We start from the raw sequence: 15363 nt of genomic DNA, 5'->3' as shown, positions 1-15363 counted from the left end.
GCAAGAGAAGGAGGTGGCCGCGGGCAATCCGGCCACCCCGTTGATCGGTGTTGGAGAGTATCGGATTATTTCGCCGCCGCTTGCGCCTGCAGCGCCTTCAGGTCCCAGCAGCTGTCGGGCTTGAGGTCGGCCTTGGTCGTCGCCTTCTCCAGCGTGTAGATGTAGGTGTGCGAGGTGCCGGCTGGTTGGCCGCTCTGCAGCAGGAACTTGATGATGGCGTTCATGTCGCCGGACTGGCGGGCAAGTTCGGTCATCACCACGGCGCCATAGGTGCCGTCCTGCAGCTTGTCGCAATCGGCCGCCTTCTCGCCGCCGCCGGTGGTGACGAGGAACACCTTGCCGTCGAGCTTGGCGTCGCGGATCGCAGCGGACGCGCCGGTGGCGTCACCATCCCAGAAGTCGATGATCGAGCAGATATCCGGGTTCTGCTGCAGCATCGTCGTCGTCACGTTGCGCGACGTCGTCGCATCCCAGTTGGAATCGGGCTTGGCCACCACCTTGAAATCGGGATGCTTGTCCAGAACCTTCATGATGCCGGCATATTGGTAAAGGCTGGAGGAGTTCGCCTGGTCGCCCTGCACGAGGCCGATCTTCTTCGACGAGTTCTCGCCGCAGCCCTTGATCGCCGCTTCGGCCTCGAGCTGGCCAAGCCGATCCCAATCGCTGCCGACGAAGGCGTCAGCTGGAAAGTTGGCGGGATTGTCGACCAGGATCACGTAGGTGCCGGCGGCCTGCGCCTTCTTCATCAGCTTGGAATAGGAGTTCAGGTCCGGTGCATGGATGATCAGCACGTCCGGCCTGGTGTCCGACGAGATGGCGTCGGTGATCGCCTGCGCGCCGGCATCGACCACCCAGTTCGGGTCGCGCGTCTCGAACACGCCGCCCCAGGCCTCGACTTCGGTCTTCAGATAATGCGCCCAGCCCTGCGCCAGGTCGAAGCCCATCGCCAACGGCACCAGCATGACACGCTTGCCCTTGAGTGCCTGCGCGTAAGCCGCTGGGCCGGGATCGTCGGCGGCGAAGGTTGGCGCCACGAAGGCGGTGACGGCGAGTGCCGTGGCGGCGGCCATCAATGTCCTGATGAATTTCATGTCAGATCCTCTCGTTTCGATTTTCATTGCCGGCCGATCGGGATGGATCGGACCGGGTACCCCTAAATGTCGCCCTGTTGAGCGGTCTGCTCGTCACGTGGATTGATGATGCCGTCGACGATGATCGCCCCCAGCAGGATCGCCGCCTTGATCAGGTTCTGGTAGAGCAGCGGAATGTCGATGATGGTCATGGCGTTGAGCAGGATGCCGATCAGCGCCGCACCGACCAGCACGTTGCGCACCCCGCCACGCCCGCCGGACAGGCCAATGCCGCCGATCACCGCCACCAGCACGATGTCGTAGAGCAGCGTCGAATTGACGATGCGGGTGTTGATCGAGTGCAGGCTGGCCGCCGTCAGCAGGCCGGCGATCAGCGCGACGAAGGCGGAGACGACGTAGCGCAGCACCAGCATCGGCCGCACGGGAATGCCGATGTTGCGCGCCGCCACCGGATTGTCGCCGGCGAAATAGATGTAACGGCCCCATTTGGTGTAGCGCAGGAACAGGAAGAACAGGAACGCGAGGCCGACGAAGATGAACACCTCGATCGGAATATCGAGGAAGCGCAGGCCGCCGAGCAGTTCGACCCAGTGGCCCTGCGGCACCGGCACGGCGTCCTGCGTGATCAGTTGCGAGCGCACATAGCCGAAGACGAAGGAGCCGGTCGCCAGCGTCACGAAAATCGCCGGCACATCGGCATAGGCAACGAGAAAGCCGTTGAGCAGTCCGATCGCCAGCACGCCGGCCAGAATATAGGCGAAGGCCAGCCCATCCGGCGTACCCGAATTCAGCAGTTGCAGATACCAGGCGACCGACATCGCCATGATCGCCACCGCCGACAGATCGATGCCGCGCCCGATGATGACGACGGCCATGCCGAGCGCGAGGATGCCGAGCACCGACACCGAGCGGACTATGGCGACAAGATTGTTGGGGTCGACGAAGCCCGGCAGGCCTATCGCCGCGGCAACGAACAGCACCACCGCGATGGCAAAGACAATCCCCTCCTGATTCAGGCTCCTGAAATTCGGCCAGCCGATCGTTTTCATATCTGCGTTTGCCCCGATGGCAGTGCTGCCATCCCTGGGAAGAAAGCTAATCGGCTCAGCGCCTGCTCGTCAAATGAATCTGCGTTCAGAAGCTGGGCTGGCAGCGATATTCACCGAGTGGACGCATCGATTGCCGAAGCTGGCGCAATCCATGGAAAACCCTGCATTTTTGGCAATCGGTTCCACCATCACCGCTGCCGGTGAAAGAACCGCTTCAACACGAAAGCGCAAGGCGGAATTTATCTCCGCATGAGGTGGAAAAACTCGATGTCAATTTCCCGGCGTGTGGCCGGAGACCTCGGCGCCCGCACCCGCCGGCAGAGCGAGAAAACGCAACGCCGCCACCAGCCCAATGGGGCCGATCACCAGGAACGCGATTCGAAAATCCACAAGGTCGAGCGCCGGCCTGTCCCTGGCGATCTGCGACAAATTGAGGACCGCCGCCGCCACCGCGACGCCGAACAGCATCGCCACCTGCTGCAGCATCGAGGACAGTGTCGCCGCCGAGCTACGCTGCGCCGCATCGATATCGGCGAAGGCAAGTGTGTTGAGTGCGGTGAACTGCATCGAGCGCGACAGGCCGGCGATCAGCATCAACACGATGACCAGCGACTGCGGCGTCTGCGGCGAGATCGCTGCGCAGGCTATGATCGCCGCCGAGGCGATCACGCCGTTGACGACCAGTACCGAACGAAAGCCAAAGCGGCGCAGCGTCGGCGTCGTCACCGTCTTCATGCCGAGATTGCCGAGGAAATAGGCGAGGATCATCATGCCGGCGTCGACCGGGCTGAGGCCAAAGCCGACCTGGAACAGCAGCGGCAACAGGAATGGCGTGGCGTTGATCGCCACCCGGAAGATGGTGCCGGCGGCCAGCGTCGAGATGGCGAAGGTCAGCACCTTGAACGAGGAGAGATCGAGCAGCGGATGCGGCGCGCGCCTGAGATGCCGCACCGCCAGCCAGCCGATGACGATGCCGGCGGCGATCAGCGCTACGGTCGGCAGGACACCGTCCTCGGGATGCGCGATGCGCTCGAGGCCGTAGAGCAGCAAAGCGAGCCCGGCCGATGTCAACACGAAGCCCGGCCAATCCAGCGGTTTGGGGTCTGCTTCGCGGTCGCCCGGAATGAAGCGGGCGACCAGTGCCAGCCCGACCACGCCGAGCGGGATGTTGATGAAGAAATTCCAGTGCCAGGACAGATAGGTGGTGATGAAGCCGCCGAGCACCGGTCCGACAACGGGCGCAAACAGCGCAGGCCAGGTGATCAGCGCGGTGGCGTTGAGCAGCTCGGACTTCGATGCATTGCGCAAGACGAGAATGCGACCGACCGGCGTCATCAGCGCGCTGCCCAGCCCTTGCACGACACGCGCGGCGACGAACTGAGTCAGGTTCTGCGAGAAGCCGCAGGCGAGCGAAGCCAGTGTGAAGAGGACGATCGCCAGCAGGAAGATGTTGCGCGCGCCGAACCGGTCGGCGAGCCAGCCCGACAGCGGCACGAACACCGCCATGGTCAGCATATAGGCGGTGATGCCAATGCTCATCGCCACCGCCGACACGCCGAACGACGCGCCCATCTGCGGCAGCGAGGTCGAGATGATCGTCGAATCCAGCAGTTGCATGAAGAAGGCGATGGCGACGATCAGCGCCACGCGCCGCGCATTGGTGGCCGTCTCGGGTAAGGTCTCGGTCTCGGGAATGGCAGTCATGACGGAAGCGGTTTGAACAGCATTTGCTTAGCCGCGTCCAGGCACAGCGCAACAAACTTTCGTGTCGCGCCGCGCAAGGCGAGGCCAGACGGTGATCGAGCCGCGTGTCCATCTCGAGCCAATGCTCGGCAGCGACGCCGAGATGCTCTACGCGGCGCTCGCCAGCGGAAGTTGGCAGACGGACTTAGCTCCGGCCGACCTTGTCCAGGAACAGGCGTAGCTCGGCCGGGTCCATGTGCACGACATGCCTGTCTTCGGGATAGGCCAGGCTGTTGACGTCGGCGACATATTCCGAGAACGCGGCGATGCGCTCGGCCTGCAAGCGGTCATATTCGGCGGCGAAATTGCGATAGACCTTGGAGTGACGAGGCATGTGGCCACGGTTCTGTCCGAGAATATCGTCGGCGAACAGATATTGCGCATCGCAGCCGGTGCCCGCCCCCATCGACAGCATGATCAACGATGTTCGTTCCGAGATAGCCTTGGCCACCTCGACAGGCACGACCTCGATCTCGGCGCCGATGGCGCCGGCGGCCTCCAGCTGCTTTACCGCTTCGAGTATCTGGATGGCGGTGTCGGCCGTCTTGCCGACCGCCTTGAAGCCGCCGGTCCAGGTCGCGCGGGAAGGAATAAGGCCGACATGGCCGATCACCGGAATGGCATCGTCCGCCATCCGCTTGATCGTGGCGTAACCGGCGCTGCAATAGACCGCGTCGGCGCTGGCCTTGTAGAGCCGGAAGGCCCAGCGCACGAAATCGTCCGCCGTGCCGATCTCGTAGAAATTCTCGCCGGGCATGGTGAACAGGCTGGGCGCCGCATCGCGGTATTGCGGGTTGAGCACCAGTTCGGGCGGCACCGAGACGATGTCGACCCCTGCCCGCTCGGCGGCCTCGGCCTCGTCCATCGTCAGCACGCGTAGCATGGTCAGCTGGCGCTTGCCCTTCATGGCGCGCAGGTCGGCGACGGTCGGTCTTTTTCGGCTCATCGAAAGGGGTTCCCTCTGTTACTTGGTGCGGCAGGTCAGCCGATCTCGATCATGACCTTGCCAGCTTCGATGCGCACTGGATAGGTCTTGAGATTGACGCACACCGGCGCGCCCTTGGCGACACCTGTCTTGTAGTTGAAGCGGCCATTGTGCTTGGGGCATTCGATGATGTCGTCCATCACCAGCCCGTCGGCCAAATGTGCCTTCTCATGCGTGCAATAGCCGTCGGTGGCGAAGTACTCGTCATCCGGGCTGCGATAGATGGCGAAAGTGCGTCCGCCATGATCGAAGCGGATGACGTCCTCTTCCTCGATATCGTCGACGCCACACGCTTCCACCCAATCGGCCATCTCTGTCTCCTGCAACTCTATTCCGCCGCCGCCGGAACGGTCAGCGCGTGGAACTCCTCGCGGTACGGCCGCGCCGTCGGCGGCAATTCGCGCTTGAGGAAGTAGTCCTCGTACTGGAGCTGCTTGATCAGCACCGGCCAGACCTCGCGATAGGCATGCCACATCGATGGATTGGGCTCCGGCAGGTCATGCTTGATCAGTTCGTGCAGTTTCGGCAGCGCGTGATAGGGCACCATCGGGAACATGTGATGTTCGACATGGTAATTCATGTTCCAGTAAATGAAGCGGCTAATCGGGTTCATGTAGACGGTGCGCGTATTCAGCCGGTGGTCGGTGACATTGTCGGCCAGCCCGATATGCTGCAGCAGGCCGGTCAGCACCATGTGCCAGCTGCCGTAGAGGCGCGGCAGGCCGATCAGCACCAGCGGCAGGAACGACGACAAAAAGAGCGCCAGCGCGATCGCCGCCGCATAGATGGCGATATGCCAGCGCGCGGCGGTGACGACCTTGCGCAGCTCCATCTCGGGGATAAAACTCTTCTCGTCGGGCGAGATGCTGCCGAACGCATTGCGCACCAGTGTAGGCAGCGAATAACGGAAATCGAGAATGCCGGTGAAGGCAAGCGCGGCGCGCAAGAGGTCCGGCGGACGCATCACCGCGATCTCGGCATCGCGGCCGACGATGATCGTGTCGGTGTGGTGGCGTGCATGGCTCCAGCGCCAGGTCACCGGATTTCGCATCAGCATGAAGCTGGCGATCTGGTAGACGACATCGTTCATCCAGCGGGTGCGGAAGGCGGTGCCATGGCCGCATTCGTGCCAACGCGAGTCGCTGGAAGAACCGTAGAGCACGCCATAGACGAGCAGGAACGGCACCACCCACCACGTGCCCCAGAACCAGATGATACCGGCGGCGGAGCCCAGTATGGCTGATATCCAGATGATCGTGTCGCGGATCGCCGGCCCGTCCGAGCGCTGCATCAGCTCCTTCATCGCCTTGCGAGGAACGTCGGTGTGGTACCACTCCGCTGAGGCCAGCCCGGTCTCGATCGCGATGCGTGTGCTTTCGCCGACCAGGCTGTAGTCGCGCTTTTTTCCCATCACATCGACCTCCGATTTCCGACCCGCCAGCCGGAGCATTCGTTTCGCATCATGCCCTGCCCGCCAGTCTCGGAAAGTTGCGCGACGGCGCAGGATAATCCTGTTGCGGTTGCCTGGCGATCGAGACGATCCTCCGTTCGGCAGCAGCGATCGCGCCGGCGCCGTCGATCACCCGGAATACCGCATCATAAGAGCGGCCTTCGCCATGCTCCAGCCAGATCATCTCGCCACGCTCGCGCGCCGCGAGATTGCCGAGCACATGATGCGTCGAGGGTTCGATACCCAGCGCATATTGCCCGGCCTGGAAATTCTGCCATTGATAGGCGCAAGGCAGCTGCTCCTTGCGGGTCACGACCTCGAAGCCAAGTCCGAGGCGGTCGTTGACAACAGCCACTGGCACCTCGCCATTGCCGTCCGCCGCCATGTCGTGCTGCCAGACCTGTTCGCTGAAACCCAGTCGCGGCGCCGGCACGGTGCGGTAGCCGACCTTCTGCGCCTCGTAGCGCTCGCCATCATGGCCGGCCCAGACGACGTCGCGGATCGGCGCCAGATAGCGCGCGCCCTCATCGAGCAAGGGGTGGCTGACATTGACATGGTAGAAATACATGTGTGGCGTACGGTTGAAGCCGTGATTGACGACGCGGTCCGACAGCCGGATCTCGTTGCCGCCGACATCGGCCTCAATGCGCCGCAACAAATGCAGGTCCTCGCCGAACACCGCCGATTGCTGGACGATGCCTTCGGCCCACAGCACGCAGCGGTCGCCGTCCCAGGCCTCGCCATAACCGGTTAGCCGCGCCGGAATGGTGCCGACACGGCCGTGCAGCGAATGCACCACGGTCTTCCTGCCCGGATAATTGTAGCTATCGACCGGCACTTCCTCCCGGCCCAATATGTGATCGAGGCCGCAGGTGACGAGCAGCCCGGAAAAAGAGCGCGCCCAGGCGAGCCCCCCTTCCCCTTCATAGTCGTGCAGGCCGGGATGACGAAAGCCGCTCGGCGAATGCCAGCCGATCGCCTGTCCCCTGTAGTCGCAGTCGGCGATATCGAGCGCCCGGTCGACCAACGCGGTGAAACGCAGGCCCGAGCCGGTGCGGAACTCCAGCATGCGGATGCCGCGTTCCACCCCGTCGCCAAGCGTCATCAGCCGCACGCCGGCAAATTGCGACAGCATGCCCGAGCGTTCCGAGACCTGCCGGCGCGAAAGCGTCTTGCCGTAAAGTTCTACCATGTCACGGCCGCTTCATTCACTGCACTGTCGTCCCCTCAATCGGCTGCGCTAACCACCTCTCACAGACCGTTGGCGCGGAACTTCCCGTCGAGGAATTTCTTGGCGCGCGGCACGTCGTCTTCCGAGAGGTGCTCGATGATGACCGGGATGTTCGGATGCTTTTGCGCCAGCCGCTGGAGGTAGAGGTCGTAGTTCAGCGAGCCGAGGCCGGGTGCCGGCAACTCGATCTCACCGACGCCACGGAACGTGTGGCTCTCCAGCGCGTCCTCGTCGCCGATATCGGCGTGCTTTTCGGACTTGTCGCCGCCCGAACGCTTGACGTCCTTGGCGTGCGCAATCTTGATTTTGTCGGTCAGCGTGTCGAACACCTGGTTCAGGATCTGGTCCATCCTGTCGATGTTGTGCGTCTCGAAATAATTGGTCGGATCCATCAGAAGGCCGAGGCCGGGATGGTCGACCTGCGCGAACATCTTCACCGTCTCCTCGACCGAGCCGACGACATTGTTGACATAGGTCTCGAGCAGGAAGACCGCGCCATGGTCATAGGCTGTCTGGGCAAGATCAGCGACCACCTTGCGGCATTCCTCGAAGCCTTCCTCGGTCTTGTTCTTGGGGTGATGCACCCAGTCGGATTCGGTGTTGTAGGTGCCGGTTTCCGAGATCACGTAGGGGCTGCCGAAATGGCGGGCATTGCGGATGATCTCCTTGAGGTAGCCGACGCGCCTGTCGCGCTCGGCCTTGTCGGGATGGATGATGTTGGTGTAGCCCGACACGCAGCAGACCGGCAGATTGTGGTCGCGGAAGACGTCGCGCACCGTCTTGGCCTTGTCCCTGGTGATCTGCCCGGCCGACAGGTCGACATCCTTGAAATGAAGGTCGAGCTGCACCGTGTTGAAACCGAGCCCGCGGATCTTCTTCGCCGTCTCTTCGAGACCGTACGGGAAATAGCCCGTGAAAATACCAGCCTGCATCATGGTGTGAATTCCTCCCTGTAAGCGATTCAGTTGATTGAAGTTATCGAGATTTCGGAAAGCCTGACCGTGCGACCCTCGTCGATCGAGCGGTAGCCCGCCTCGACCAGCGCCATGGTCTTGACGTTGTCGGCGACCGACAGCGCCGGCGGCGTGCCGGTCTTCACCGCGTGCTGGAGCTGCTCCATCACGCCGATAAAGGCATGCGGGAACCACATCGTGTCCCAGCTTGGGGTGACCCACTCGCCGCCTGTGGTCTCGGTCGAGGCGTAGGTCAGCGTCGAGGCCGCTCCCGTCGGCCAGCCGATGGTGCCCTTGGCGACGCCATTGGTGCCGTCGACGCGCCAGTTGATATGCTGGTCGTCCTTGTAGCCATCCTGGCGCGGACCGGACCAGACATCCTCCAGCGACACGGCGAGCACGCCGGAAGGGAAGCGCAGCGTCGACACGGTGATGCCGTCGGAATGGTCGAATTTCGTGCGCGGATCCTTGCGCGTCAGCGTGGTGATTTCGTCCGGGTCGCCGAACAGGAAGCGCAGCACATCGAGATGGTGCACGCTCATATTGGCGAGCGTCAGCCGGTCGTAGTCCTCCAGGAAGCTCTGCCAATGCGGGATGGCGTGCATGTCGATCTGCGCGAAGACGATGTCGCCCAGCGCACCGCTGTCGATGATCTGCTTCAAGACGCGCATCGACTGGTCGTAGCGCATGTTCTGGTTGACCGAGAGGATCTTGCCGGCCTTGGCCGCCTCGTCGCGCAGCTTGACCGCTTCGTCAACCGACAACGCCAATGGCTTCTGCGCCAGGATCGCCTTGATGTGCTTCTGCTTCAGCGCGTGCCGGATCAGCGCCGGCTGCTGGTCGGGCGGAAAGGCAAGGTCGATGATCTCGACACTCGTATCCTCGATCAGCTGCTCCGGTGTATCGTGCACCGTCCCGATGCCCCAGCGGGTCGCCACCTTCTCGGCACTGGCCCGGGTGCGCGAGGCGATCGCCATCACGGGGAAACCAGCTTCCTTGTAGGCAGCGAGATGGCACTCGGCCATGATCATGCCGGCGCCGACGCAGCCGATCCGGTATTCCTTGGTGCGGACCTTCACGTCCGGCTCGAAGCCCTTGTGTGCCATCTGATCCTCCCGAGACTCTTTCCAGGCTGCCGCCGTCATCGTGCCAGCGCTCCCCCGCTCTGTCCGAAATAATGCACCCGGGCCGGCTCGCAGGATATCGCCACCATCGCGTCCGGCCGGATGTCGGGCTGGCCGCGCAGCAATGCCTTCAGCCGCGCCTGCCCGGCAGCGAGCGTCACCACGGTGTAGCCGCCAAGCGGCTCGACCTCGAACACCCGCGCCGGGCGGCCCGAGCCCCCATCCGCCCACGCTGTAACCTTGATATCTTCCGGCCTGAGCCCAATCTCGACGGCATCGGCTGGAGCAGTCTTGTCGGCAATGCGGATCGTGCCTTCAGCCGCTTCGACACCGCCCTCGCCGCGCGCCGATTTCAAGATGTTCATCATCGGCGAGCCAAGCAGCCGCGCCACATAGGTGCTGGCCGGATGGTCATAGAGTTCGGCCGGTGCACCGATCTGCCTGATCCTGCCGTCCTCCAGCATTGCGATGCGGTCGGCGACCGACATCGCCTCTTCCTGGTCGTGCGTGACATAGATCAGCGTCTTGCCGAGCTCGCGCTGGATGCGCTTCAGCTCGACGCGCGTCTCTTCGCGCAGCCTGGCGTCGAGCGCCGAGATCGGATCGTCCATCAGATAGGCGTTGGGATCGCGCACCAGCGCACGCGCAATCGCGACGCGTTGCCGTTCGCCGCCCGAAAGCTGTCCCGGCGGCTTGTGCAAGATATGGCCGATATGCAGCTTCGCCGCGACGTCGGCGACCCGCCTTTTGATGTCGACCTCGGCGACCCGGCGTTCGACCAGGGGGAAGCGGACATTGTCGAGCGCACTCATATGCGGGAACAGCGCCAGGTTTTGGAACACCATCGCCACGTTTCGCTCGGCCGGCGACACAGTGTTGACCGGTTTGCCGCCGATCAGGATTTCTCCCGAGTCTGGCGTCTCCAGCCCGAGCACCAGACGCAGGATGGTCGACTTGCCCGACAGCGGTGGACCGAAGAAGCAGAAAAACTCGTTGTCGTTGACCGTGAACGAGGCGTCGTCGACAGCGAGTGTGCCGCCGTAGCGCTTGGTCACATTGCGAAAGACGATATCGGCCATCTCAACCTGCCTTGATCGCAAGGCCGCTGGCGGCGTCGAAGACACGCACCGACGACGCGGTAGGTGCGACGATCGCGGTGTCGCCGATCGCCAGGCCGACATCATTGTCGAACACTGTCTTTACGGCAGCCTCGCCCTGCCCGAGGTGAACGATGGTGCGTGCCCCGATCCGCTCGACGAAGGTGACCTGGATGGCGAGACCCTGACCATTCTCCACCAGCGTCGCCTGTTCCGGTCGGAATCCGTAAAGCACCTCGCCGCGCGCGCCGCGCATAGCCGCCGCGAGATCACTCGGCAGCGGCGGGGTGATGCCCAACGGTCCGAGATCGACGACCAGCCCGCGGTCGCTCTCCGCCGGCCTTCCCTTGAGCAGGTTCATGCCCGGCGCGCCGATGAAGCGGGCGACGAAGACATTGGCCGGATCGTTGTAGACCTCGAGCGGCGTGCCGACCTGCTGCAGCACGCCATGATCCATGACCGCGATGCGGTCGGCCATGGTCATCGCCTCGAGCTGGTCGTGGGTGACGTAGACCATGGTCTGGCGGAACTGGCGCTGCAACTGCTTCAGCTCGGTGCGCATGACCGCCCGGAAAGCAGCATCGACATTGGACAGCGGCTCGTCGAGCAGGAAGATCGCCGGCTCCATGATCGCCGAACGGCCGATCGCCACCCGTTGCAAGATGTTTACCGACAGCCGGTCGGCCTTGCGGTCGAGCAGCGGCGTCAGTTGCAGCATCTCGGCGATCGCACCAACACGGCGGTCGATCTCGGCTTTCGCTGTGCCGTGCATCTTCGGCCCGTAGGCGAGGTTCTGGCGCACCGTCATATGGGTGAAGATGGCGTAATTCTGGAACACGAAGCCGACGCCGCGCCGCCCCATCGGCACGCCGGCCATGTCGCGCTCGCCGAACAGGATCTTGCCGCCGGTCGGTTCCTCCATGCCGGCGATCATATTCATCGTCGTCGACTTGCCGCAGCCCGACGGCCCGAGCAGCGCCATGAACTCGCCGTCTGATATTGCCAGGTCCATCGTCTTCAGCGCGGTAAAGTCGCCGAATTTCTTGACCAGGTTTTGCAGGTGAATGGCGCTCATGCCGGCACCTCGCGTGCCCGCACCATGCGCTTCATGGCGAACACCGCGACGATCGAGAGCACGATCAATATGGCGAGTGCTATCGCCGCCACATAGCCCCAGATCAGGTCCTGGGTGGTGAGCTTGTAAATGTAGACGGAGATGGTCTCGGTGGCGACGCCGGGGCCACCGCCAGTCATGATGTAGAGCGTGTCGAAAATCTTGAAGTTCTCGATCACCCTGATCGCCAGTGCGATGATGATGATCGTCTTCATCTTAGGCAGCACGATGGTGACGAAGCGCTGCCACGGATTGGCACCGAGCAGCGTCGCCGCCTTGATCTGATCCTCCGGCACGCCGATCAGGCCGGCGAGCAGGATGAGGAACATCAGCGGCGTCCACTGCCAGATGTCGGCGACCATGACGGCCATCAGCGCCAGCGTCGGGTCCGACAGCCAGGCGATGGTGACGGGAGAACCGGTGAGCGCCGACAATATGTCGTTCACCGGGCCGCCCGACTGGAACAGCATGAAGAACATGTAGCCGGCCACCGCCGGCACCACCATCATCGGCATCAGCAGGACCGAGTAGAAGATGCGCTTGCCCGGAAAGTCGTCGGCAAACAGCGTCGCCAGCGCCAGCCCGAGCAGGAACTCCGCCGGCACGCAGACGATCATGACGATGGCCGTGCGCTTCAACGCGCTCCAGAAGCGCGCATCGGCGGCAAGGTCAGTGTAGTTGGCAAAGCTGTTCCACAGCGACCAGGCATTCCACCAGCCAAGGCCCGACAACGGCGACCAGTCGGTCACGCTGATGTACAGTTGCATCAACAGCGGGAAGGCCGAGATGAACAGCACCAGGATCTGCGCCGGCAGCGTCAGGCGGAAACCCAACCTTGCGCCCTCGTCGTGCGAAACCGGCCTTGCTCCGACGGTCTTCATTTCGTCCTTCAAGATCATGGCAGTCACCGCGCTCATTGTTTGAGCGCCCCGAATGTCAGCCCGCGCACCAGATGGCGCTGGATGGCGATGCCCATGATGACCGGCGGCACGGCAGCGATCAGGCCGAGCGCTGCCTTGGCGCCATAGAGCTGCCCGGTCATCGAGGACGACAACGAAGCCATGTAGACCGGGATGGTCACCCATTCGCGCGTCGTCAGAAGCAGCGCGATCAGATAGTCCGACCAGTTGAGGATGAAGACGAAGAGCGCGGCACTCGCCAGCGGCGCGCGCATCATCGGCAGCGTGATGCGGGTGAAGACGCGCAGCCGCGAACAGCCTTCGACAAGGGCCGCCTCCTCGATCTCGCGCGGCATGTCGTCGAAGAAAGTCTTCATCAGCCAGAAGGCGAAGGGCAAGGTGACGATGCCGTAGATCAGCGCCAACCCCCACCAGCTGTCGGTGAAGTTGAGGAAGGCCCACATGATCATCACCGGGATCATGACCGCCATCGGCGGAAACAGCCGCAGCTGGATCAAGGCCAGCGGCAGGTTCTGGCCGGAGCCGAAACGCGACAGGCCGTAAGCCGCGGCAGTGCCCGCCGACATGGCGATCACCGTGCCGAAAACCGCCGACAGCAACGATGAGACGATCGGCTTCAGCGCCGTGTGGTCGAGCGCGACAATCAGATTGTTGGTCGATTCGCCGAAAACGAAACGGAAATTGCTGAGCGTCGGGTTCTTCGGCCACCATGTCAGGTCGGCGCCGGTCGCCGACCATTCCGCGATCGGCTTGAACGCCATCGATACCATCCACAGGATTGGCACCAGCGTCACCGCCATGGCTGCGAAGATCGCGGCGTAGCGGAACATCAGGAAAGGAATGGAACGCTTCATCTGGCGGCTTTGCTGGTGGCGTTGTGGGCGGAGGGGAGAAGCAACCTCCTCCCCTCCTTCGGTGTGATCAAGGGAGACGGATCAGACGATCGGATCGAGAACAGTCGGCCAGGCCTCCTTGTTGGTCTTGATGGCTTCGAGCAGTTTGTCCTCGCCGGTGCGCCGGGCGATCTTCTTCCACTCGGCCTCGGTATCGGCCATCGCCTGCTCCGATGTCTTGGCCTTGGTCAGCGCCGCCATCAGGTTCTCGTCGAGCGCATTGTGGAAGGCTGTCGCGCCCGGATAGTTGATGGTCGGCACGGTGCGAGCCACCGTCTCGCGCACCACGTCCATGTGGTAGGCATGATAGGTCTGGCGCACCAGCGGATCGGAGAAATCGGATAGCCGGAACGGGTCCAGGTAACCACCGGGGTTGGCGCTCATCCATGCGTAGATTCGGGCGGAACCCAGCCACTGCAGCAGGAGGTAGGCGGCCTCCTGGTTTTTCGACTGCGCCGAGACCATGCCGGTAAGCGAGAACCAGAGCACGGAACGGCTGATCAGCTTGCCGTCTATCTCGCGCCCGGGCGGCAGCATCGAGCCGATCTTGCCGGTGACAGCCGAATCCTTGTTGCCGGCATTGTCGAGGAATTTCGGCAGGTTGGAGAAGGCGCAGGTCATCGCCGCGCCGCCCTTGGCGAAGTTGCCGTATTGCTCGGGCCAACCCCAGGAGATCGCATCCGGCGAATGATGCGCGAGCGAAGCGACATATTCGTTGGTCGCCGCAATGCCTTGTTCCGAATTGATCATCGGCTTGCCGTCGTCGCCAAACAGGAACTGGTTGGGCGAGGCCATCGAGACATAGCGCTGATACCAATTGGTGTAACCCCAGCCCTGGTTGCGCAGATCGGTCGAGCCGAACAGGCCCTTGTCCGGGCGCTGGAAGAAGGCGGCGATATCGCCATGCTGCTTCCAGGTTTTCGGCGGGGCCAGATCGTAGCCGTATTTGTCCTTGAACGCCTTCTTCTCGGCTTCGTCGCCGAACAGGTCGGCGCGGTAGACCCAGGTCTGGAAGTCGCCGTCCAGCGACACGCCATAGTTCGAGCCGCGGTATTTGTTGAGCAGCGACACGCCCTTGGCGCCGTTGACATAACCGTTCGTGGGATCGTCCCACTCGGGCTTGTGCTGCGCGACGAAGTCGTCGAGCTTTGCGATGCCGCCGGTTTCGGCGAGGTCGCCGAGGCGGTTCCATTCAGTCGAATAGATGTCGTAGGCCCCACCCTTGGTGGAGATGTCCTGCATCGTCTTGGTGAATTCCTGGCCGTTCGGCAGACCGACGATTTCGATCGGAATGCCGGTCTCCTTTTCCCACAGGTCCTTGATCGAGGGCGCGCCGGCCGGGAATGGCTGCGTGAGTTGGCCGATCGAGCCGTCGGACAGGCCAAGCACGATCTTGGCCGGCGCCTTGCCGGCCCCCTTTAGCGCCTTGGCCGCCTCGATCGCGCGGCCTTCCGGCGTTTCGGCGCCATACTGATAGCGCTCGGCCCCATCGAAGCCCGTCGGGCCGCCGATCATGCCCGGCGCCAGCGCGTCGGCCGCATAGGCTCGGCCGGGACGAATGAATTGCGGCGCAATGCCGGTGGCGGCCACGATCACGGCCGCCTTTCCTCCGGACGCCAGCAAGCGACGCCGCGAGATGCGGATCAAATTGGACATTGAAACTCCTCCCTTAGGGCCACGTTTCCTCCACGACCCTATGAGGGATATTGACGG

15 protein-coding genes are annotated in these 15363 nt (G+C 63.1%); 1 reads left to right on the top strand and 14 read right to left on the bottom strand.

Annotated elements, in window-relative coordinates; genetic code table 11:
- Positions 1-65 precede the first annotated feature (65 nt).
- Both NKI20_RS15160 and NKI20_RS15155 read right to left on the bottom strand, forming a co-directional pair.
- The gene (locus NKI20_RS15160; RefSeq protein WP_023760979.1) at positions 66-1091 is read right to left on the bottom strand and encodes a sugar ABC transporter substrate-binding protein; all 1026 of its coding nucleotides are present in this window, start codon (positions 1089-1091) and stop codon (positions 66-68) included.
- Positions 1092-1153: 62 nt separating this feature from the next.
- Complete coding sequence (locus tag NKI20_RS15155) at positions 1154-2140, bottom strand: ABC transporter permease (RefSeq protein ID WP_352831643.1); 987 nt, start codon at positions 2138-2140, stop codon at positions 1154-1156.
- Positions 2141-2156: 16 nt separating this feature from the next.
- Here NKI20_RS15155 and NKI20_RS15150 point away from each other — a divergent pair, with 16 nt between their 5' ends.
- Positions 2157-2393 (top strand): hypothetical protein, encoded by a 237-nt coding sequence (locus tag NKI20_RS15150; protein WP_352831642.1) that lies wholly within the window; start codon positions 2157-2159, stop codon positions 2391-2393.
- A gap of 17 nt (positions 2394-2410) precedes the next feature.
- Here the strand turns inward: NKI20_RS15150 and NKI20_RS15145 are convergent, their stop codons facing one another.
- The 12 genes from NKI20_RS15145 to NKI20_RS15090 form a co-directional block, all read right to left on the bottom strand.
- On the bottom strand, positions 2411-3844 hold the full coding sequence (locus NKI20_RS15145; protein ID WP_352831640.1) for a DHA2 family efflux MFS transporter permease subunit: 1434 nt from the start codon (positions 3842-3844) through the stop codon (positions 2411-2413).
- Between the two features lie 184 nt (positions 3845-4028).
- The gene (locus tag NKI20_RS15140) at positions 4029-4829 is read right to left on the bottom strand and encodes a 3-methyl-2-oxobutanoate hydroxymethyltransferase (RefSeq protein ID WP_352831638.1); all 801 of its coding nucleotides are present in this window, start codon (positions 4827-4829) and stop codon (positions 4029-4031) included.
- A gap of 35 nt (positions 4830-4864) precedes the next feature.
- Positions 4865-5179, bottom strand: a complete 315-nt coding sequence (locus tag NKI20_RS15135) for a MocE family 2Fe-2S type ferredoxin (protein WP_352831636.1) — start codon at positions 5177-5179, stop codon at positions 4865-4867.
- A 17-nt stretch (positions 5180-5196) separates the two neighbouring features.
- Complete coding sequence (locus NKI20_RS15130; protein ID WP_352831634.1) at positions 5197-6279, bottom strand: fatty acid desaturase family protein; 1083 nt, start codon at positions 6277-6279, stop codon at positions 5197-5199.
- A gap of 49 nt (positions 6280-6328) precedes the next feature.
- Positions 6329-7510 (bottom strand): aldose 1-epimerase family protein, encoded by a 1182-nt coding sequence (locus NKI20_RS15125; protein WP_352831632.1) that lies wholly within the window; start codon positions 7508-7510, stop codon positions 6329-6331.
- A gap of 59 nt (positions 7511-7569) precedes the next feature.
- Positions 7570-8484, bottom strand: a complete 915-nt coding sequence (locus NKI20_RS15120; RefSeq protein WP_352831630.1) for a sugar phosphate isomerase/epimerase family protein — start codon at positions 8482-8484, stop codon at positions 7570-7572.
- A gap of 26 nt (positions 8485-8510) precedes the next feature.
- On the bottom strand, positions 8511-9608 hold the full coding sequence (locus tag NKI20_RS15115; RefSeq protein ID WP_352831628.1) for a Gfo/Idh/MocA family protein: 1098 nt from the start codon (positions 9606-9608) through the stop codon (positions 8511-8513).
- Between the two features lie 35 nt (positions 9609-9643).
- Positions 9644-10705, bottom strand: a complete 1062-nt coding sequence (locus tag NKI20_RS15110; RefSeq protein WP_352831626.1) for an ABC transporter ATP-binding protein — start codon at positions 10703-10705, stop codon at positions 9644-9646.
- Between the two features lies 1 nt (position 10706).
- A complete protein-coding gene (locus tag NKI20_RS15105) occupies positions 10707-11798 on the bottom strand; it encodes an ABC transporter ATP-binding protein (RefSeq protein WP_352831625.1) in 1092 nt (363 codons plus the stop codon).
- A complete protein-coding gene (locus tag NKI20_RS15100) occupies positions 11795-12754 on the bottom strand; it encodes a carbohydrate ABC transporter permease (RefSeq protein ID WP_023760989.1) in 960 nt (319 codons plus the stop codon). The genes NKI20_RS15105 and NKI20_RS15100 overlap by 4 nt, the downstream gene beginning before the upstream one ends.
- The gene (locus NKI20_RS15095; RefSeq protein WP_352831623.1) at positions 12751-13611 is read right to left on the bottom strand and encodes a carbohydrate ABC transporter permease; all 861 of its coding nucleotides are present in this window, start codon (positions 13609-13611) and stop codon (positions 12751-12753) included. Before NKI20_RS15095 ends, NKI20_RS15100 begins: the two co-directional genes overlap by 4 nt.
- 81 nt (positions 13612-13692) lie before the next feature.
- Positions 13693-15306 (bottom strand): extracellular solute-binding protein, encoded by a 1614-nt coding sequence (locus NKI20_RS15090; protein WP_352831621.1) that lies wholly within the window; start codon positions 15304-15306, stop codon positions 13693-13695.
- Positions 15307-15363: the final 57 nt, after the last annotated feature.

The sequence above is a fragment of the Mesorhizobium sp. M0830 genome, assembly GCF_040319965.1.
Lineage (GTDB): Bacteria > Pseudomonadota > Alphaproteobacteria > Rhizobiales > Rhizobiaceae > Mesorhizobium.
The sequence above is the reverse complement of the archived record's forward strand: the minus strand, read 5'-3'. Positions and strand labels throughout refer to the sequence as shown.